Raw genomic sequence first — 18,977 nt, forward strand, 5'->3', positions numbered from 1 at the left:
TGCCGTGCGACGGTGGCCGATGATCGACCGACGGCCAGTACGATGACGGCCGTGCCACCGTGGGATGCCTTCACCGCCACCGAGGCGGAGGTCCGCGCCATGGTCGCGGACCCGCGCTGGCAGGGCCTCCCGACCCCCGACCGGGCCTACGTCCTGGCTGCCAGGACCCTCGTGACCCCCGACGGCGACCGCTGGCTGTTCGGCACGCACGCCCGCTGGCACCTGCTCGACCCGGCCGACGGCCGCTGGATCCTCGCCTGCCCGCCGCAGGGCACGCGGGCCCGCCGGGTGGGGCATCCCGCGGCGGCGCTGACCGACGCCGTGGTGCCCGACGGCTACGACTTCCACGCCGAGCCCGGCTCGACGCAGGCGTTCATCGGCCCCGACGTCCCCGAGAGCCTCACCGAGGAGCTCAGGGTGCTGCTGCGGGCCGGCGGGCGCAAGTCCGAGCTCGACTACCCGCTGACGGCGTTCGGCGAGATCTTCGGCTCCGACGTGCCGAGCACGGTCGCCGCCGTGTGGGGCGCGATCATGTGGTGCGCGTACGCGCCCGCGTTCGACGGCAACGAGCGGCTGATCACCGTGTTCGGCGAGTACCTGCGCCGCTCGCTGCCGGGCGACGACTGGGTGCGCTGGCTCCCCGGCCCGCCGCTGGCCGACCTGGTCACGCTGGTGAGCGAGCGGATGCGCGCCGGACGCCGGCGCGAGGCGCTGCGGCTCGCCGCGACGATGGCCGACACGGCGCAGATCCTGCTGCGCGACTCCCGGTTCAGGCCGCGCGCGCTCGCCCTGCTCACCATGATCGAGCCCATGCTGCGCGCCTCCCACATGACCGACCCCGACGACGACGCGGCGCTGCGCCGGCTGTGGCTCGAGCGCTGCCCGCCGCGCCTGTGCCGGGCCCTGCTGGTCGAGAACGACCCGGAGGCGCAGTTCGCGCACACCGTGTACGACCTCGTCGAGGCGCTGGCCTTCATGCCCGACCCGAGGGCGGCGGCCGCCTCCTTCCTGGCCGACCTGTCCGACTCGGGCGGCACACTGCCTGCGCGGCTCGACCACCGGCTGCGGCGGGCGTACGAGGAGTTGCGAAGGGCCGGGCTCACCGGCACCTCGGCGGCGGAGCGCACCCACCCCGACGGCTTCCCGGTGCGCGCCGGAGGGGTCTCGACGGCGCTGAAGGTGGCGCCCCCTGACCGGACGAGCGCGGCGGCCGTGCTGGGGGCGGCGTACGCGACAGGGCTCGCCTGGCAGCGGCTCACGGGGGCGAAGGTGCCCGAGCGGGGGCTGGCGAGCCAGTCGGCTCTGGTCGCACGACTCGTCCACGAGCGCGACGACCACACCGGACTCTACTGAACCACAATTAGCGTAATTTCCCCTTACTCCTTCTATATCGATATAACACTCCGGTTTCAGCTCTTTCGCCGAATTGTGATCTCGGATTGGGGAAATGACCCGGAGGAGCCCCGAGGCTCGGAAAGGAATGACTCCGATGGGCCATGTCGCCCGGAGGGGCCCGCGCCGTAACCTCGTAGAGGGTGTGGGCTGCGGAAGGAAGGACGACGCGGTGGGGCACGATGACCTGGACTCTCGGGTCCACGACCGTGTCGCGTTGGACGAGATTGCGCTCTACGCCGAGGTGCTCACGGCCGTGGCTGTCAGCGAGCGGCGGCTGACCTTGGACGAACTCGACGACGCGCTCGGATTGCGGACTTCGGCGAGCCGCTGAAGGACCAGAAGATTACTAGCCCCGGGAACCTAGTTCCCGGCTCCTGAGGGGTCGGGAACGGCGGTTTCCGGGGATTCCCCCTAACTAGTCACCCTTCTCGAATGGGACTAGGAACGTACGAGGCGGGCAATAGCCGCCGAGGCCTCCTTCACCTTCGCCTCGGCCTCCGGCCCGCCGGTGGTGATGGCCTCGGCCACACAGTGGGAGATGTGCTCCTCCAGCAGCCCCAGTGCCACCGCCTGCAGGGCCCGCGTCGCCGCGGAGACCTGGGTGAGCACGTCGATGCAGTAGGCGTCGTCATCGACCATGCGCTGCAGGCCACGGATCTGACCTTCGATTCGCCTGAGACGCGTCAGATAGGCCTGCTTGTCTCCGCTGTACCCATGCATGCTCCTAAGGTACCCGTAACCGGTATGGCTGTCCGCGTCCAGCGGACTGCCACAGGCAGCGGAGTTTGCGCCTGTGGCGGTCAGCGCAGGCCGTCGATCAGCTTCTCCCACTGCCGGGCCACGTCACCGGCCGAGTGGCGTACGGCGGTGCCGAGCGCGCCGGCCGCCAGGGAGCGCCGCCCCCGCTCGTCGTCGATCAGCGCGAGCAGCGCCGCCGCGAACGTCTGCGGGTCGTCCTCGTCGGGCACGAGCACGCCGTTACGGCCCGGCGCCACGAACTCCCGAGGCCCGCGAGCCCCGTCGGACGCCACCACGGGCACGCCGCAGCCCATGGCCTCCAGCACCGTCATCCCGTGGTCCTCGCTGCGCGAGGTGTTGGCCACGATCGACGCCTTGGCGAACTCGCCCGCCAGATCGGGCGTGGTGCCCATGAAGTAGACGTGGTTGTGCAGGTTGAGTTCGCGTACGAGTGCGCGCAGCAGGCGCTCCTCGGGGCCCGCGCCGTACAGCCGCAGCCGCCAGTCGGGCCGCTTGCCCGCCACGATCGCGAACGCCCTGATGAGCCGGTCGTACGCCTTCACCGCCACCCACCGCCCGCCGGCGGCCACGATCCGGTTGTCCATCCGCGAACGCGGCCACGGGCCGTCCGGCAGCGCGTCCGGCACGCTGTGCACGGCGGCGTCCGTGCCGAGGAGCTTCGCCCAGTCCTGCTGGGCCGACCGCGTGGCGGTCACGACCGCGTCGAGGCGCGGGTAGTAGCGCTTCACCGGCCCCGGCACGGACGGACGTCCCCACTCCCTGGCGATCCTGATGGTCTCGCGGGGCGCGTGCCGCGCGGCCTGGACGCCGACACCCGGCCGGGTCGTGATCAGCACGTCGCTCTTCAGGTTGCGCAGCATCCGCCAGAGCGCCACGTCGGTGCGCACCTGTCCGCGCGGCAGCAGGTGCCTGACCCCGGGCCGGACGTCGACGACGCTGCGCATCGACACCTTGGGCCCGACGGGAAAGAACGGGTGCTCCTTGTGCCGCCTGACGCTGATCACCTCGACGTCGTGCCGTTCCGACAGCGCGGTGGCGAGGTTGAGGGCAGCGCGTACGTCGCCCCGCATGCCGTACGCGGAGGCGAGCACCAGGCTGATCATCATCCGCCCACCTCGATGCGCAGCTCGTCATCGGCGGTGTAGCAGGGCCTGATCAGCACCCCGTCGACCACGGCCGACGGATAGTGCAGCCGGCGGCGTTTGCCGTCGACGTCGTCGAGCCACGTGCCGAGCCGCAGCGGCGTGGGCACGCCCGCGACCTCCAGCGCGGGCTCCCAGGTGCCCGCCTCGTCGGGGTCGGCGGCCAGCACGTCGACGAGCGACACGGCGGCGTGGAAGCGCACCCCCTGCACGGTGGCCGTGGCCGAGACCCGGGCGGCCGTCATGCGCCGGTCGAGCGTCAGCACGGCCTCGTGGCGGGAGTCGTCGTCCTCCAGGCCGGTGTAGGCGAGCAGGCCGGTCACCTCGAAGCGGCCCTCACGGAACCAGATGGCCCGCACCTCGGCCGCCGGCCCGGCCTCGGAGATCTTCAGCGCGAGGTATCCGTTGCGGGTGCGGTAGGAGCGGTAGGCGAGCGTGCGCTGACACAGCGCGTAGGCGTCGAGGTGGTCGAGCGAGAACCCGGGGTCGATGCTGCGCAGCCGGCTGCGTGCGCCGTCGCGGCGCAGGTAGGCGTCCCAGCGTCCGGCGGTGAGCTCCAGCGGCGCCAGCGAGACGGCGAGGGTGGCCTCCTGCGCCCGCGCGCCAGGGGAGCCGATCAGCACGTGGCGTTCCACGCCGGTGGCACGGTGCCGCAGCAGGAGTTCGGTTCCGGCTTCCAGGGGTTCGTCGATGGCGAGTCTCAGGGACAGGATGTCGGCAAGGGTGACTTCGGCGTCCGTCACGACGACGCCCATCACGAACCCCTCCCCGTCGAATAAGGCCATGCGTCGTTGAGGTTACCGTGATTTTCCCGTTATGTGGATGCCGGTTTGCGGCTGATCATGCCAGTTACGGGTACCGCCGCCGCAATGGGCCGCCGGACACGGCCCATTGCGGAATACGGATGACCCCGGTCAGGAAGCGCCCTTGACCGATTTGATCAACAGCTGCGCCACGTCGACGACTTCGAGCGATTCCTTCGCCTCGCCGTTGTTCTTCTTCTCGTTGATCGCGTCTCCGAGCATCACCATGCAGAACGGGCAGGCGGTCGAAACCGTGTCGGGATCGGTGGTCAGCGCCTCGTCGACCCGCTCGGTGTTGATGCGCTTGCCGATGCGCTCCTCCATCCACATGCGCGCGCCGCCCGCGCCGCAGCAGAAGCCGCGGTCCTTGTGGCGGTGCATCTCCTGGGTCTGCACGCCCGGCACCTTCGCCATGATGTCGCGGGGCTGGGAGTAAACCTTGTTGTGGCGGCCGAGGAAGCACGGGTCGTGGTAGGTGATCTTCTGCTCGATCGGCGTGATCGGGGTGAGCAGGCCCTCGTCCACCAGCTTCGACAGCAGCTGCGTGTGGTGCACGACCTCGAACATGCCACCGAGTTGCGGATACTCGTTGGCGAGCGTGTTGAAGCAGTGGGGGCAGGTGGCGACGATCTTCTTGACGCCCGCTTCGTTGAGCGTCTCGATGTTCTGCTGCGCCAGCATGTTGAACAGGTATTCCATGCCGAGCCGGCGCGCCGGGTCACCGGTGCAGGCCTCCATCGGGCCGAGCACGGCGAATTTCACGCCCGCGATGTGCAGGAGTTCCGCGACGGCCTTGGTGGTCTTCTTGGCCCGGTCCTCCAGCGCGCCCGCGCAGCCGACCCAGAAGAGGTATTCGGTGCCCTCGGGCATCTTGTCCTCGACGATCTCGACCTCGAAATCGAGTTCCTCGATCCACTCGGCCCGCTTCATCTCGGACATGCCCCACGGGTTGCCCTTGTTCTCCAGATTCTTCACCATCACTCCCGCCTCGGACGGGAACGACGACTCGACCATCACCTGGTAGCGGCGCATGTCGAGGATGTGGTCGATGTGCTCGATGTCGACCGGGCACTGCTCGACGCAGGCGCCGCAGTTGGTGCACGACCACAGCACGTCGGGGTGGATCACGCCGTCCTCGCCGACCAGCGGCTTCTCCAGCAGCGCGAGGACGTCGGTGTCCTTGTGCTCGACGCCCTGCTGGGCGGCCATCAGGTAGGGGGCCACCTGGAAGGCGTGGTCGCGCTGGTCGATGATGAGCATCTTCGGCGACAGCGGCTTGTCGGTGTTCCACGCCGGGCACTGCGACTGGCAGCGTCCGCACTCCGTACAGGAGTAGAAGTCGAGGAAGCCCTTCCACGTGGTGTCGGCGATCGTGCCGCGGCCGAGCTTCTCGGGGTCGAGGTCCTCGTCCTCGAAGTCGACCGGCTTGCCGCCGACGCGCATCTCGGGCGCGGCGCCGAGGCCGTCGGGACGGCGTGAGAAGGCCACGTTGAGCGGCGCGGTGAAGATGTGCAGGTGCTTGGAGTTCAGCACGATGACCAGGAACACCAGCATGAAGCCGATGTGCAGGAGCAGCGCGATCTCCTCCAGGAGCGCGCTCTGCGGCAGCACGTCGCCCAGCGCTCGCGAGACGAACGCGCCCGAGTCGTAGGGCAGGTTGTCGTTGGCCGCGGCGGCGCCGCGGGCGAGGAAGAGCGTCCAGATGATGTTGAAGATCATGAACAGGACGAGCCACGCGCCCCCGAGGTGGGAGCCGGAGAAGCGCGAGTCGCGGCCGAGCGTCTTCGGCGAGTTCTTGACCCGGATGGCCGCGAACACGACCAGGCCGACCAGACACGCGACCGCGATGAAGTCCTGGAGGAAGCCGAGCACGGCCCACGTCCCGATGAGCGGGATGTGGAAGTTCGGCCTACCGGTGATCGCCCCCTGGACGATCGCGCCGTAGGCCTCGATGTAGACGGTCAGCAAGATGAAGAACGCCCACATGACGAAGAAGTGCGCGGTGCCCGAGGGCGTCCACTTGAGCAGTTTCTTCTGCCCGAACACCTCGACGAGCTGGGCCTTGATCTCAGCGCCCAGGTTGGTCTTGGCGTACTCGACCCGTTCGGGCGCGGGCGGCCCCACGGTCGCGAGCTTGTACAGGAACAGCGCTCTGCGGCCGGCCACGGCCACCGTCAGAACGGTCATGACCAGCGCGATGATCGCTACCCAGAGCACGGGTCCTCCCACAGACGACGTTGGCTGCCGGCGTGCGGTCACCCGCTTCGCCAGACCGCCCCGGAGATCATACTTATGAGTAACATTACCGGGGTATACGACATACCCTAAGGTCACCGCCCTGTGCAGAACAATGCTCTAGCCGGCGAAGTACCTCTGGATCGTCGGTGCCAGCAGTTCGACCAGCTCTTCTTCATCCGCGCTCGCCAGCGGTTCGAGCCCGAGCACGTAACGTCCGAGGATCACGCCGAGCATCTGCCCGAACGCCGCCTCGATCCGCAGGTGCGGCACCCCGATCCGGTCGGCCACCTGGAAGAGCACGGCGTTCGAGATGAACTCACGGAACATCACGGCGGCCCGCTCGTTCGTCATGGCCGAGCGGATCAGCGCCACCAGCGGCTCGCGCGTGCCCGGCTCGGACGTGACCCCCAGGATCAAGCGTACGATCCGCTCGCCGACCTCCTCGCGCGGCCCCTCCAGCAGCACGGGGACGATGTCCTGCGGCGTGAACGGCAGCCGCATCGCCGCCGCGAACATGCCTTCCTTGGTGTCGAAGTAGTGGTGCACGAGCGCCGGGTCGACCTGGGCCTCCCTGGCGATGCCGCGCACGGTGGCCTTGTCGAAGCCCTTCTCCGCGAACACCTTCCTGGCCGCCGCGAGGATCTCGCCGCGCGTGTCGGCCGAGCCCGGCCTGCGTCCTGGACGCCGCCTCCCGCCGCCCTGCGACGGCTCGGTCACCGCCCCACCGCGCTCACGTGGAGGCCGCCAGGTGCAGGCGCGCAAAAGCCAGTCCCTCGGCCAGGTCGTCGATCCGCTCGGTGCGGCTGGCCGCCTTGCGGGTATTGACCTCAAGGACGACCAGACCCGAGTAGCCGTTGCCCGCGAGGCGCTCCAGCAGCGGCGCGCACGGCTGGTTGCCCCGGCCGGGCACCAGGTGCTCGTCCTTGTTGGTCACGCCGAGGCCGTCGGCAAGGTGGACGTGGGCGAGCCGGTCGCCGAGCTTGCCGGCCATCTCCATGGCGTCGGAACCCGACACCGCGGTGTGCGACAGGTCGAGCGTGACCTGCGGGAAGTCGTGGTCGGTCGGGTTCCAGTCGGGCGCGTACGGCACCACGTCGTTGCCCCTGGCCCGCAGCGGGAACATGTTCTCGACCGCGAACGCGATGTCCGTCTCCTCGCGCATCCTCGCCAGGCCGGTCTCGAAGTCGCGGGCGTACTCGCGCTGCCAGCGGAACGGCGGGTGCACCACGACCGTCGAGGCGCCGAGGCGTTCCGCCGCCTTGCGGGCCCTGACCAGCTTGGCCCACGGGTCGCGCCCCCAGACGCGCTGGGTGACCAGCAGGCAAGGGGCGTGGATGGCCAGGACGGGCACGTGGTAGTGGTCGGAGAGCCGTTCGATCACGTCGATGTCCTGGCTCACCGGGTCGGCGCCCACCATGATCTCGACGCCGTCGTAACCCAGACGCGCGGCCAGCTCGAACGCGTCGGGAGTGCGTTCCGGATATACCGAGGCGGTGGACAATGCGATCTTCGCATTGGGCACGCGGATGACATCAGCCACGCTGCCAGCCTAAGCGGGCGAAGGCCATGCGGCGCGCCAGCCCTTTGTGAGCCGTGTCCCGTCACCGGCGAAACGGCCCCATCACACCTCGTCGTACGGTTATGGCCATGTCACGGATAGCCAAAGGCGCCATCCCGAGCCCCAACATCTGGAACACGCCCCAGGTCTACGAGCTGGAGAACCGCGCCGTCGACCCCGAGGGCGCGGCCGACGCCGCCATGCGCGCCCTGCGGCCCTGGGACGGCGCCACCGTGCTCGACATCGGCTGCGGCACGGGCTACCACCTTCCGGCGCTGGCGTCCGAGGCCGCGCGCGTCATCGGCGTGGAGCCGCACGCAGACCTCGCCGCGCTGGCCCGCCGCCGCTGCGCCGGCCTGCCCGGCGTGACCGTGCACGCCGCCGCGGCCCAGGACCTCCCGCTGCCGGACGCGTCCGTCGACGTGGCCGTCGCGCGCTGGGCGTACTTCTTCGGGCCTGGCTGCGAGCCGGGGCTGCGCGAGCTGTCGAGGGTCGTACGCCGCGGCGGCGCGGCCTTCGTGCTCGACCTCGACGCCACGCGCGGCCCGTTCGGCCGGTGGTTCTCGCGCACCGTGCCCAGCTACTCGGCCCCCGAGGTCGAGGCGTTCTGGGTCCGGCAGGGCTGGCAGCGGCGGCCGCTCGACCTGAGGATGGTCTTCGAGCGGCGGGCCGACCTGGAGGCCGTGCTGCGCATCGAGTTCACCCCCGAGGTCGCCGAGCAGGCCATCGCCGAGACGCGGGGGCTGGAGCTGGCGTACCCGAACGTGCTGCGCTGGCGCTGGTACTGAGCTTGACATTGACGCTGATGTCAAGGTTTACCGTGAGGACATGCGCATCGGTGAGCTGGCGGAACGCACCGGAGTGAGCACACGCTCCCTTCGTTACTACGAGGAGCAGGGGCTTCTGCACTCTCTCCGCTCCTCCAACGGCTACCGCGACTACGGCGAGGAGTCCGTACGCCTGGTCTCCGAGATCCGGGCCCTGCTCGGCATCGGGTTCAGCCTGGAGGAGACCCGCCCGTTCGTCGACTGCCTGCGCCGGGGCCACAGCTCCGGCGGTTCGTGCGCGGAGTCGGTCGAGGTCTACGAGCGCAAGCTCAGCGACATCGACCAGCAGATCCGTGTGCTGCTCGCACGCCGCGCCGAGGTGGCCGCCCAGCTCGCGCAGTCCTGCCCGGGTTGCTTCGTAAGGGGATGAGAAATGATCACGTTGACCACCGAGAACTTCGAGGAGCAGGTACTCAAGCGGGACGAGCCCGTACTCGTCGACTTCTGGGCCGAATGGTGCGGCCCGTGCAAGATGGTCGCCCCGGTGCTGGAGCAGATCGAGGCCGAGCGCGGCCTGACGATCGGCAAGCTGAACACCGACGAGAACCCGGCCATCATGGCCCGCTACGGCGTGATGGCCGTGCCCACCCTGCTGCTGTTCGAGAACGGCGAGCCCGTCAAGCAGATCATCGGCGCCAAGCCGAAGCGGCTCCTCGAGGCCGAGCTCGGCCTGACCTGACCGGTCTCTGATCTCGCCGCCAGATCCGCCGTGAGATCCGCCGCGGGATTCGTCGCGGGATTTGTCGCCGGCACCCGCTAGCCTGCTCCGCATGGCCAAGTCTGCCCAGAAGCCCGGATACCGCTGCGCCGAGTGCGGCTGGCGCACCACCAAGTGGGTCGGCCGGTGCGGCGAGTGCCAGGCGTGGGGCACGGTCGACGAAGAGGGCTCCCGCGCCGGCGTCAGCGTCGTCCAGGCCGGAGCGGTCACCGCGCCCGCGCAGCCCATCGGCCAGGTCAGGGCCGAGGTGGCGACCGCGCGCACCACCGGCGTGGGCGAGCTCGACCGGGTGCTCGGCGGCGGCCTGGTGCCCGGCGCCGTGGTGCTGCTCGCCGGCGAGCCCGGCATCGGCAAGTCCACCCTGCTGCTCGAGGCCGCCGCCCGCATCGCCGAGCGCACCACGGTCCTCTACGTGACGGGCGAGGAGTCCGCGGCCCAGGTGCGGCTGCGCGCCGACCGCATCGGCGCCATCCAGGACAACCTCTACCTCGCCGCCGAGACCGAACTGTCGGCTCTCGTCGCCCACGTGGAGAAGGTCCAGCCCCGGCTGCTGGTGGTCGACTCCGTCCAGACGATCGGCTCGGCCCAGACCACCGGCGTCCCGGGCGGGGTCACGCAGGTCCGCGAGGTCGCCGCCAACCTCGTACGGCTGGCGAAGGAGCGCAACATGGCCACGGTCCTCGTGGGCCACGTCACCAAGGAGGGCTCCATAGCGGGCCCCCGCACGCTCGAACACGTCGTCGACGTCGTGCTCCACTTCGAGGGCGACCGCCATTCCCGGCTGCGCATGGTCCGCGCGATCAAGAACCGGTTCGGCCCCACCGACGAGATCGGCTGCTTCGACCTGCACGAACGCGGCATCGAGGGCATCACCGACCCGAGCGGGCTGTTCGTCTCCCGCCGCAGCGAGCCCGTCCCCGGCACCTGCGTCACCGTCACGGTCGAGGGCACCCGCCCGCTGCCCGCCGAGGTGCAGGCCCTCGTCGCGCGCACCGAGGCCCAGCAGCCCCGGCGCACGTCCTCGGGCCTCGACACCTACCGCGTGCAGATGATCCTCGCCGTCCTCGAGCGCCGGCTCAACGCCCGTCTCGGCGGTTGCGACGTCTTCACCGCGACGGTCGGCGGCATCAAGCTCGCCGACCCGGCCGTCGACCTGTCGGTCATGCTGGCGGTCGCCAGCGCCGCCGGCGACAAGCCGCTGCCGGCCGGTCTGGTCGCGCTGGGCGAGGTCGGCCTGGCGGGCGAGCTGCGCCCGGTCAAAGACGTTCGCCGCCGGCTGACCGAAGCCGCCCGGCTCGGTTTCAAGCGCGCTCTCGTGCCCGCCGGCTCCCTGGAAGAAACCGGCCGCAGGCGTGACGGACAGCGAGCTCTGGTGCCCGTGGGGCCGGTGGCGTTCGCGCCCGGGTTCGATGTCGTCCAGGCCGAGAACGTCTGGGACGCCCTCACGCACGTCACATAGCGAGGCTAAGCTGAGCCTGACCGATCGACACGGGGGTCAGGTGGATAGGAGTCTGGACGACCGTCGCCGTGAGGCTCTGGCAGCCGTGGCGCCGGGCACACCGCTACGCGACGGCCTCGAGCGCATCCTGCGCGGGCAGACCGGCGGGCTGATCGTGCTCGGCTACAGCAAGACGGTCGAGAGCCTGTGCAGCGGCGGCTTCGAGCTCGACGTCGACTTCTCACCCACCCGCCTGCGCGAGCTCGCCAAGATGGACGGCGCCATCGTCGTGAGCGGCAACGACAAGATCGTGCGCGCCGCCGTCCACCTCGTGCCCGACCCCTCGATCCCCACCGACGAGTCCGGCACCCGCCACCGCACCGCGCAGCGCGTCGCCCGGCAGACCGGCCTGCCCATCATCGCGATCAGCAAGTCGATGCGCACCATCGCGCTCTACCTCGACGGCATCCGCTACGTCCTCGAAGAGTCGGCGGTCATCCTGTCCAAGGCCAACCAGGCCCTGGCCACGCTCGAACGTTACAAGCACCGCCTCGACGAGGTGTCCGGCACGCTGTCGGCCGTCGAGATCGAAGACCTGGTCACCGTCAGAGACGTCGCCGCCGTCGCGCAGCGCCTCGAGATGGTCCGCCGCATCGCCGACGAGATCAAGGGCTACGTGGTCGAGCTCGGCACCGACGGCCGCCTGCTGTCGCTCCAGCTCGACGAGCTGGTGGCCGGCGTCGACTCCGAGCGCGAGCTCGTCGTCCGCGACTACCTGCCCGCCCCGTCCGGCCGCCGCCAGCGACGCCTGCCCGAAGCCATGCACGACCTCGACCAGCTGTCCGGCACCGAGCTCCTCGACCTGTCGGCGGTCGCCCGCGTCCTCGGCCACAGCGGCTCCGACCAGCTGGAGAACGCGGTGAGCCCCCGGGGCTTCCGGCTGCTCGCCAAGGTGCCCCGGCTGCCGGCCACCGTGGTCGACCGGCTGGTCGACCACTTCGGCAGCCTGCAGAAGCTGCTCGCGGCCAGCACCGACGACCTGCAGGCGGTCGGCGGTGTCGGCGAGGCGCGCGCCCGCAGCGTCCGCGAGGGGCTGTCGCGCCTGGCCGAGTCGTCCATCCTCGAACGCTACGTCTGACGCCGTCCGCAGTGGCGGGGCCGGACACCTGGAAGCCGGGCCATGGCCAGGGCCGCCCCCACCACTGCCGTCCTGCGTGCGGGCTAGCGAAGGTGGAAGACGCCCTTGCCGCCGCGCAGCGCACCCATGCGCACCGTGGCCACGTACGTGCCGGGCAGCGCAGCCGACCGTTCGGCGCGGCAGTCGACGCTTGACCGCCTGCGGTCCCACTCCAGCGTCCGTACGTACGGCACGCCGCGCCGCAGCTTCTGCACCTCCGCGCCGGGTCCGCTCACACAGTCGACGGTCGACCAGATGCGGTCGGCGCCCGAGGTGATGCGGACCTCCATCGCCCGCGGCCCCACGTCGACCGTGCACATCACCGACCCGGTGTTCACCAGCGTCACGATGAAGGTGGGCCGCTGGTCGCCGGAGTAGATCTGCTCCTTGCCGCCGCTCTGGAGGCTGAGCACGAGGTCGTCGTCCGCGCACGGCTCACCCGGCCGCCGACGCGGGGACGGCGTGGCCGCCGCACCGGCAGAAGGGCTGGCGCTGGGGCTGGGGCTGGGCGACGGCGATCCCGTGCCCATGGCGAGCGTACGCAGCCCGGCCAGCAACTGGTCGGTCGTCGGCGTGACGCTCGGTGAGGACTGCGCGCTGGAGGCGCGCTCCGGCCCACTGCCCCCGCTGGAGCAGGCCCACGCCACAACGGCCACCACGACGAGCACTGCCACGAGCACACTCATGCGACGCCGCCAGTAGATGTCACCGCCGTCGCCACGCATCGTATCCGGATCCATAGGCCCAGCATGGTAACCGGTCGCGTACGCAGAGTGACGACACGCCGAGCCGGGCCGTTCTGCGAATACGCTTGACCGCGTGGTCGAGCCGAACCTCCTGCACGCCCCCGTTCTGGACTGGTACGCGCACAATGCCCGTGACCTCCCCTGGCGCGCCCCCGACGCCACCCCCTGGGGTGTGCTCGTCAGCGAGATCATGCTGCAGCAGACCCCTGTCGTCCGCGTCCTGCCCGTCTGGCACGAGTGGATGGAACGCTGGCCCGCCCCCAAGGCGCTGGCCGCCGAACCGCCCGGCGAGGCCGTACGCCACTGGGGCCGCCTCGGCTACCCACGCCGCGCGCTGCGCCTGCACGCGTGCGCCCGGGCCATCACCGACGAGCACGGCGGCGAGGTGCCGTCCGACCACGCGACGCTGCTGACGCTGCCCGGCATCGGCGAGTACACCGCCGCCGCGGTCGCGAGCTTCGCCTACGGCGGCCGGCACGCCATCCTCGACACCAACGTGCGGCGAGTGTTCGCCCGCGCGATCCGCGCCGAGGAATACCCGCCGACCGCCACCTCCGCCGCCGAGCGGCGGCTCGCGGAGGCACTGCTGCCCGAGCTCGGCGCGGCCCGCTGGGGCGTCGCGGTGATGGAGCTCGGCGCCCTGGTCTGCACGGCGCGCGCTCCGCGCTGCGCCGACTGCCCGATCAGCCACACGTGCGCCTGGCGGCTGGCCGGCAAGCCGCCGCACGCCGGCCCCGCCCGCAAGGGCCAGACGTACGCCGGCACCGACCGCCAGTGCCGGGGCCGCCTGCTGGCGGTGCTCCGTTCAGCTCACGGCCCCGTCCCGAAGGCGGCGCTCGACGTGGTCTGGGACGACGCCGTCCAACGCGAACGCGCCCTCGACGGCCTGGTAGCGGACGGCCTCGCCGAAGTCCTCGACGACAACACCTACCGTCTCCCCCAAACCTGACCCGACCACCCCGCCTCACCCCGTTCCCTGGTCACCGGAGCGGGTGCGGGCGTGCGCCGCCGCCTCGTAACCGCTACCGCCCCTGAGTCCCACACAGACGGCCGGATGTCGCCACCAAGCCGAAGCCCGGGCGCTTCCCCGTACGGGGTTCGGGCGGTCAAGGGTGGGTGGGCCTCAGGCGATCCACGGGGGGACGCCGAACTCGGCGCCGTCCGAGCCCGTGGCCCGTGCCTGGCCGGAGGCCGTCACCACGGCGGTGTAGCCGTGCTCGGGGTCGGCGAGCACGCGGCGGATGGTCCTCGCCGGCATCACGACCGTGTCTCCGGCAGCCACGGAGTGCGTCTCACCGCCCAGTTCCACGGTGGCCGCCCCGTCCACCCAGTGCCACACCTGCTCGACGTCGAAGTCGTGCACGGGCCCCTCCGCCCCCGGCTTCGCCTGCACCTTCCACAGGGACTGAGACGCTCCTCCCTGCGTCGGCGAGGCGAACGTCGTCATGACCCCGCCCGGAGTCTCCGACAGCCGCGCCTGCGCTCCACGAATGACCGACATGCTTCCATCCCCTAAGATAGACAACCACGTTTCCTATATAGTTAACCAGGTTGTCTATCGTGTCAAGCAACGGCTTCGAACTCCCGCTTCGCCTGCTGCTCGCGTTCCGGACGCTCATCGACGAGCTGCACACCGAACTGGCCCGCCAGGGACACCCCGACATCAGACCCATGTACGGGTTCGTCCTTCAGGCCATCGGCCCCGACGGCACCACCGCCGTCGAGCTCGGACGCACTCTCGGCGTCACCAAACAGGCCGCCGGCAAGACCATCGACACCCTGGAACGCATCGGCTACGCCGAACGCACGACCGACCCTCGCGACAGCAGACGCAAGATCGTCCGCATCACCCCGCGCGGCATGGACGCCCTCGACCGCTCGGCCCGCATCTTCGACGCCCTGCGCGCCCGCTGGGCCGCCGAACTCGGCGAGGAACGCCTCCAAGCCCTGGAGTCAGACCTACGCCGCATGACTCCCGGCAACCCCTGGCGCCTCGACACCCCCGGCTGGTTCGGCACCCTCTGACCACACCGATGCGGAACCGGAGGCCCCGACGAGGCTGACCGCCTCGCGCACCCCGACCTCGAGGCCGATGCCGAGCAGCACCCTACGATCGCCCGACCGACAGGCCACCTCGACCCGCGCCCGCCGGCATCCCAGCCACCTCACCAACGATCCGATACCGCCGCCCCTCCAGCGGCCCGTCGGCCTCTTCCGCACGGCATTCATCTCAATGCTTCGGGGCACCGGCCACGCCCTCCGCTCGCCTCAGGCAGGAGTTGGACGAGGCTCAATGTGCCGTACCCCGGCGCCAGAAGGCGGCTGCCGCGCGCTGGGAGCCACCACCAGGCGGTGCGCCGGCACCAGGCTCACCACGACGGCGGGGAACGACATGAATACCACCAGCGCGGCAGGCGACACCACCTGCCGGTCGGGTGGTCACCCTTCAGGCAGGCGGTGGATGAAGTGATCCGGTGCCGCCCACCGCGACACCACCCGCCGGTCAGGTGCTCAGTGGCGGGTGAGGCGACCCGATACCGCCTGCCGGGACGCGCCACAGCACCCGGCGAGGCACGGTGTTCCCCCGATCGGCGCGGCCGGCTAGGCAGCCAGCTGGAGGCCCAGGCTGGTCAGGTTCGTACGGGCCCAGTCGAGTTCCTGGGCCAGGAGGGACACGAGGGCGCCCGGACCCTTCGTCCGCCCCGGGACCATCAGGTTGTGCGTCTCGACCTCGATGTGCGCGCTCCCGCTCACCGCCCCCGACAGCATGGCGGTCAGCGTGTCGTGCAGCACCGCCCCCGTGTCGGACGTCTCGCCGGTGTGGTTGTGGACGTGACCGAGCTTGACCACTGGGGCGCCGGCCTTGGCGAGCCCCTTCAGCGCCGTACCGGCCTCCTCGTCACCACCGGCGAGGTGGCAGGCGTCGAGACAGACGCCCAGGTGCTCGGAGTCGATGCCGCCGACGCGCTCGAGCGCCTGCTCCGTCGTCTCCAGGACGCAACCCGGCCACGGCTCGAAGCCCACGCGGATCGTCTTGCCCGTGACGCTGTAGATGCCGCGCAGCTCGCGGGCGAGCCGCTCCAGCCGTCGCGTGGCGATCGCGTGCAGGTCGGCCGGCCAGTCGCGCCGCCAGCCGATCGGGATCGTCGAGATGCTGCCGAACCGTACGTCCTCCGGCAGCAGGAACGCCAGGATCTTGGCCAGCGCCATCGTGTAGCGGTACCGCTCGGGCTTGGCCCAGTCGGGGCCGGGGACCTCCTGGTTGCGCCCGCCGGTGCCGTTCAGGCTGACGACCTCGAGACCGCGCTCCTCCAGGGAGCGGCGCAGCCGTACGAGCTCGATGCGGTCGGCGGTGAGGTGGTCGGCGACGCTCGGCGACAGCCACAGCCCGATGCCCATCCGCTCCACGCCCAGCCGCTTGCGCACCGGCACCGCGTAGCGGGTCAGGTGGGCGATGAGGTTCTCCAGGTCCTCGGCGGGGTGAACCCCCGCGTTGTAGGCGAGGTGCACGAGCGTTCCGTCATCGTGACGCAGGCGCATCGGTTTCCTCCACGGCTCGGCTTGTGTGTTCCGTCGCCCGCCTCGGGACGCGCGGGCCATGCGAGCATGCCTGCTCGCGGGTCGTGTGCGCGTCCGCCCTGAGTTGATGTACGGCTACTCCTCCGGGAGGAGGCCTCAGCGTGGAATCACGCCCTTGTAGCTCACATGGATGAGACTGGCGAAGCTCTACGCAGTGTAGTACTACTCGCCGTGGCGGTATACCCGCTCACCCAACAATTACGCAACGACGCTCGACCCCTCGGGCCACCACCTGCGCGTGCGCCAGCCGGCACCGCAGTCGTGGCGGGACCGTGACATGCATCACACGCACCACCACCCGCTCGCCCCAGGCACCGAACCTCTCCCCGTACCCGCGAAGACGAGCACCGCAAGGTTATCCCCCATCACACACCGCAAACACCCACCGCCCCACCCCTGCTCAACGCCGCATCACCCTCTTACATACGCTCACCATCCGCTCAAGGTCACCATCCCGCTCACGGTCACCACCCCGCTCACGCATTACCCCGCTCACGCTCACCGCCCCCTCTCACGTCACCACCCCGCTCACGACCTTCCGCGCCTGCGCGGGCGGGTCCAGGGCGGGCTGACGAGCACCTCGGGCAGGACCTCCGGCGGAGCGGCGGCGACGGTCCCAGCGGCCACGATCGCGCGGATGCGCTCGGCGGCGGCGCCGTCACCGACGGCTCGCGAGCATTCACCACGCCTCTCACGCTCACCACCCCCTGCACAGACGCTCGCCTTGCACGACGCTCGCCACCCCTTGCCACAGCTACACAGCCCTCGTCACTCCCCCACCCCTCGCGAAGGTCAGCCGCCTGTACGGCGAGCGGCCATCAGTTGGCCACGCGGCCGTGAACCGCCTCCTGCCACGCCGAAGGCGTCGCCACGCCCCTGCGTGAGGCACCGACGCAGAACACCGCTCACAGGCCCAACGAGCCACTCACGGCGGCGACAACGCAATCCCGGGGCCGCCGATGGCAACGCCGAGGTCGTTGACGACGTCGCGGGGCGCCAGGGTCGTTGACGGCGTCGCCGGGGTCGTCGCCGAGGTCGTTGACAGCAACGCCAGGGCCGTCGCCGGGGTCGCCGGGGTCCGGGGTCGCCGGGGTCCGGGGTTGTTGACGGCGACCTTGGTGCCTTCGGCGGTGAAGAACAGCGCCTCTTCCCGCCCGATGCCGCGTCCTGCGCCGGCGATGAGGACGACACTTCCGCCCTGGCGACGACTCCCGGAGGCGCGCGAGCCGCGGTGAGGAGCGTCGGGAGAACCCCACCCAGCCCCCCGGCTGCCCGCCTGAGCAGGCCCGACCGCCACCCAGCCTGCGCAGGCCCGGCTGGGCCCAGGTGGGGAGGTCGCCCGCCGTCAGCGCCGGGAGCGCGCGTTCTGCCAGTACGCGGCCGCCACAGTGAGCGCCACGAACCCAACCATCCCGACGGACACCGCCTTCGCCCGCAACACGGCCACGGCCCAATTGAGCGCTCCACCGCCGACGAGCACCCCTGCGATGGCGGCTATGACGGTCATGGATTGCTTGTCGAGCGCGCGCCGTCCCCGCAGCTTCGTGTCCTGCGATGCCGGGAGAAGCTCCCAGCGCATGCCGCACTCGGGGCAACGCCACGGCTCGGCCTCCCTGGCCAGGTCCGGGAGGTCACAGCGGTGGTCGGTCAACAGGATCCTTCGGACGGGTCCAGCAGGTCCGTCTGTCCTGCGCAGTCGCGCCACTTCGCCACACCGGTGATGCGGACCGGCTTGCGAGGCGAGAGCCCCAGCTTGGACGCGCAGTCCGGGCCGAGCCCCAACGCCTGGGACCCCGGGGTACGCAGCCGATGCTTGCACGCCGCACACCGAGCAATGTGATCTTCAGCGGCGGGCTCGTCCAGGTCGAGAGGCAGCTCGTTCATCAGCTCGCAGGCTAGCCGCGCCCAAGCCTCCCGACCAGCGGGCGGCCCCGCCCACTCCTCCAAGCACCGAAGCGCCGCTTCCAAGGACGGCCCAAAAGCCAGGGCATCCACGCCGAGGACGAGGAAGAAGACCGCGATATCCGAAGACCACGGTCCCCCCGAAGCAGGCAGCACCCGCCCGCACGCCCCTGAGTGCGGGAACGGCGCCCGCGACATCGACCAGGACACGCGCTCGAAGGCCGCGACACACATCACCGCCGGCCCACCTTCCAACGCCGCCTTCCACCGCTCAGCAACCCCTCCCAGCGCCCGACGGTGTCGCTGTGGTTGGAGGCAGAAGAGGACGATGCGGCTGGTGGCGGTGCGGCGAGCAAGTGGCGGTGCAGAGCAGACGGTGGTGCAGGAGCTGGGAGCGGTGCAGCAGCGGGGGCTTCGGCGAGCGGTGGCGGTGCGCGAGCAGTGCGCGGGAGCAGGTGCCTGCGCGAGCAGTGCGCGGGAGCAGGTGCATGCGCGAGCAGTGCGGTGCGGTGCGGTGCAGTGCGGTGCGCGAGCAGTGCGGTGCGGTGCAGTGCGGTGCGCGAGCAGTGCGGTGCGGTGCAGTGCGGTGCGCGAGCAGAGCAGTGCGGGGAGCAGGTGGCGGCGGGGTGGTGGGTTGCCCCCCAGCATGTGAACTACCGCTCCTGAACGACCCCACACGCACGCGAACTCGCGCC

General features: G+C 70.8%; 19 protein-coding genes. 8 read left to right on the forward strand and 11 right to left on the reverse strand.

Translation table 11 applies throughout. The annotated features are described in order from the left end of the window. Positions 1 to 42 precede the first annotated feature (42 nt). Positions 43 to 1,353 carry a hypothetical protein gene (locus tag BLR04_RS18545; RefSeq protein WP_090766465.1) on the forward strand — a complete coding sequence of 437 codons (1,311 nt, stop codon included), beginning with the start codon at positions 43 to 45 and terminating at the stop codon, positions 1,351 to 1,353. Between the two features lie 480 nt (positions 1,354 to 1,833). On the opposite strand, the gene BLR04_RS18550 is transcribed toward BLR04_RS18545, so the two are convergent. The 6 genes from BLR04_RS18550 to BLR04_RS18575 form a co-directional block, all read right to left on the reverse strand. Continuing rightward, positions 1,834 to 2,115 carry a metal-sensitive transcriptional regulator gene (locus tag BLR04_RS18550; protein WP_090766468.1) on the reverse strand — a complete coding sequence of 94 codons (282 nt, stop codon included), beginning with the start codon at positions 2,113 to 2,115 and terminating at the stop codon, positions 1,834 to 1,836. Between the two features lie 80 nt (positions 2,116 to 2,195). Beyond that, positions 2,196 to 3,260 carry a glycosyltransferase gene (locus tag BLR04_RS18555; protein WP_090766471.1) on the reverse strand — a complete coding sequence of 355 codons (1,065 nt, stop codon included), beginning with the start codon at positions 3,258 to 3,260 and terminating at the stop codon, positions 2,196 to 2,198. Continuing rightward, entirely contained in the window at positions 3,257 to 4,081 is an 825-nt protein-coding gene (locus tag BLR04_RS18560; protein WP_245740326.1) for a hypothetical protein, read from the reverse strand. The genes BLR04_RS18555 and BLR04_RS18560 overlap by 4 nt, the downstream gene beginning before the upstream one ends. A gap of 129 nt (positions 4,082 to 4,210) precedes the next feature. After that, positions 4,211 to 6,316, reverse strand: a complete 2,106-nt coding sequence (locus BLR04_RS18565) for a (Fe-S)-binding protein (protein ID WP_176903160.1) — start codon at positions 6,314 to 6,316, stop codon at positions 4,211 to 4,213. A gap of 138 nt (positions 6,317 to 6,454) precedes the next feature. Continuing rightward, positions 6,455 to 7,054 (reverse strand): TetR/AcrR family transcriptional regulator, encoded by a 600-nt coding sequence (locus BLR04_RS18570; protein ID WP_090766474.1) that lies wholly within the window; start codon positions 7,052 to 7,054, stop codon positions 6,455 to 6,457. Between the two features lie 13 nt (positions 7,055 to 7,067). Then, positions 7,068 to 7,877 (reverse strand): sugar phosphate isomerase/epimerase family protein, encoded by an 810-nt coding sequence (locus BLR04_RS18575; RefSeq protein ID WP_090766477.1) that lies wholly within the window; start codon positions 7,875 to 7,877, stop codon positions 7,068 to 7,070. A 107-nt stretch (positions 7,878 to 7,984) separates the two neighbouring features. On the opposite strand from BLR04_RS18575, the gene BLR04_RS18580 reads away from it, so the two are divergent. The 5 genes from BLR04_RS18580 (at position 7,985) to disA (ending at position 12,016) form a co-directional block, all read left to right on the forward strand. Continuing rightward, complete coding sequence (locus tag BLR04_RS18580) at positions 7,985 to 8,683, forward strand: class I SAM-dependent methyltransferase (protein ID WP_176903161.1); 699 nt, start codon at positions 7,985 to 7,987, stop codon at positions 8,681 to 8,683. Between the two features lie 40 nt (positions 8,684 to 8,723). Continuing rightward, complete coding sequence (locus BLR04_RS18585) at positions 8,724 to 9,092, forward strand: MerR family transcriptional regulator (RefSeq protein ID WP_090766483.1); 369 nt, start codon at positions 8,724 to 8,726, stop codon at positions 9,090 to 9,092. Positions 9,093 to 9,095: 3 nt separating this feature from the next. Next, positions 9,096 to 9,401, forward strand: coding sequence for a thioredoxin (gene trxA, locus BLR04_RS18590; RefSeq protein ID WP_090766486.1), 306 nt, complete (start codon positions 9,096 to 9,098; stop codon positions 9,399 to 9,401). A gap of 91 nt (positions 9,402 to 9,492) precedes the next feature. Continuing rightward, complete coding sequence (gene radA, locus BLR04_RS18595; RefSeq protein WP_090766490.1) at positions 9,493 to 10,899, forward strand: DNA repair protein RadA; 1,407 nt, start codon at positions 9,493 to 9,495, stop codon at positions 10,897 to 10,899. Positions 10,900 to 10,939: 40 nt separating this feature from the next. Then, positions 10,940 to 12,016, forward strand: a complete 1,077-nt coding sequence (gene disA / locus BLR04_RS18600) for a DNA integrity scanning diadenylate cyclase DisA (protein WP_245740327.1) — start codon at positions 10,940 to 10,942, stop codon at positions 12,014 to 12,016. An 83-nt stretch (positions 12,017 to 12,099) separates the two neighbouring features. Here the strand turns inward: disA and BLR04_RS18605 are convergent, their stop codons facing one another. Continuing rightward, on the reverse strand, positions 12,100 to 12,795 hold the full coding sequence (locus BLR04_RS18605) for a hypothetical protein (RefSeq protein WP_090766493.1): 696 nt from the start codon (positions 12,793 to 12,795) through the stop codon (positions 12,100 to 12,102). A 79-nt stretch (positions 12,796 to 12,874) separates the two neighbouring features. Here BLR04_RS18605 and BLR04_RS18610 point away from each other — a divergent pair, with 79 nt between their 5' ends. Continuing rightward, complete coding sequence (locus BLR04_RS18610) at positions 12,875 to 13,750, forward strand: HhH-GPD family protein (protein ID WP_176903162.1); 876 nt, start codon at positions 12,875 to 12,877, stop codon at positions 13,748 to 13,750. Between the two features lie 174 nt (positions 13,751 to 13,924). On the opposite strand, the gene BLR04_RS18615 is transcribed toward BLR04_RS18610, so the two are convergent. Next, positions 13,925 to 14,302, reverse strand: a complete 378-nt coding sequence (locus BLR04_RS18615; protein ID WP_090766495.1) for a cupin domain-containing protein — start codon at positions 14,300 to 14,302, stop codon at positions 13,925 to 13,927. 59 nt (positions 14,303 to 14,361) lie between these two features. On the opposite strand from BLR04_RS18615, the gene BLR04_RS18620 reads away from it, so the two are divergent. Continuing rightward, positions 14,362 to 14,826, forward strand: a complete 465-nt coding sequence (locus BLR04_RS18620) for a MarR family winged helix-turn-helix transcriptional regulator (RefSeq protein WP_090766498.1) — start codon at positions 14,362 to 14,364, stop codon at positions 14,824 to 14,826. 576 nt (positions 14,827 to 15,402) lie between these two features. On the opposite strand, the gene BLR04_RS18625 is transcribed toward BLR04_RS18620, so the two are convergent. The 3 genes from BLR04_RS18625 to BLR04_RS42785 form a co-directional block, all read right to left on the reverse strand. Beyond that, on the reverse strand, positions 15,403 to 16,341 hold the full coding sequence (locus tag BLR04_RS18625; protein WP_090766500.1) for a TIM barrel protein: 939 nt from the start codon (positions 16,339 to 16,341) through the stop codon (positions 15,403 to 15,405). 1,384 nt (positions 16,342 to 17,725) lie between these two features. Beyond that, entirely contained in the window at positions 17,726 to 18,031 is a 306-nt protein-coding gene (locus BLR04_RS18635) for a hypothetical protein (RefSeq protein WP_090766507.1), read from the reverse strand. Next, positions 18,028 to 18,930 (reverse strand): DUF6011 domain-containing protein, encoded by a 903-nt coding sequence (locus BLR04_RS42785; protein ID WP_425413442.1) that lies wholly within the window; start codon positions 18,928 to 18,930, stop codon positions 18,028 to 18,030. Before BLR04_RS42785 ends, BLR04_RS18635 begins: the two co-directional genes overlap by 4 nt. Positions 18,931 to 18,977: the final 47 nt, after the last annotated feature.

The organism is Nonomuraea maritima (assembly GCF_900100395.1).
Lineage (GTDB): Bacteria > Actinomycetota > Actinomycetes > Streptosporangiales > Streptosporangiaceae > Nonomuraea > Nonomuraea maritima.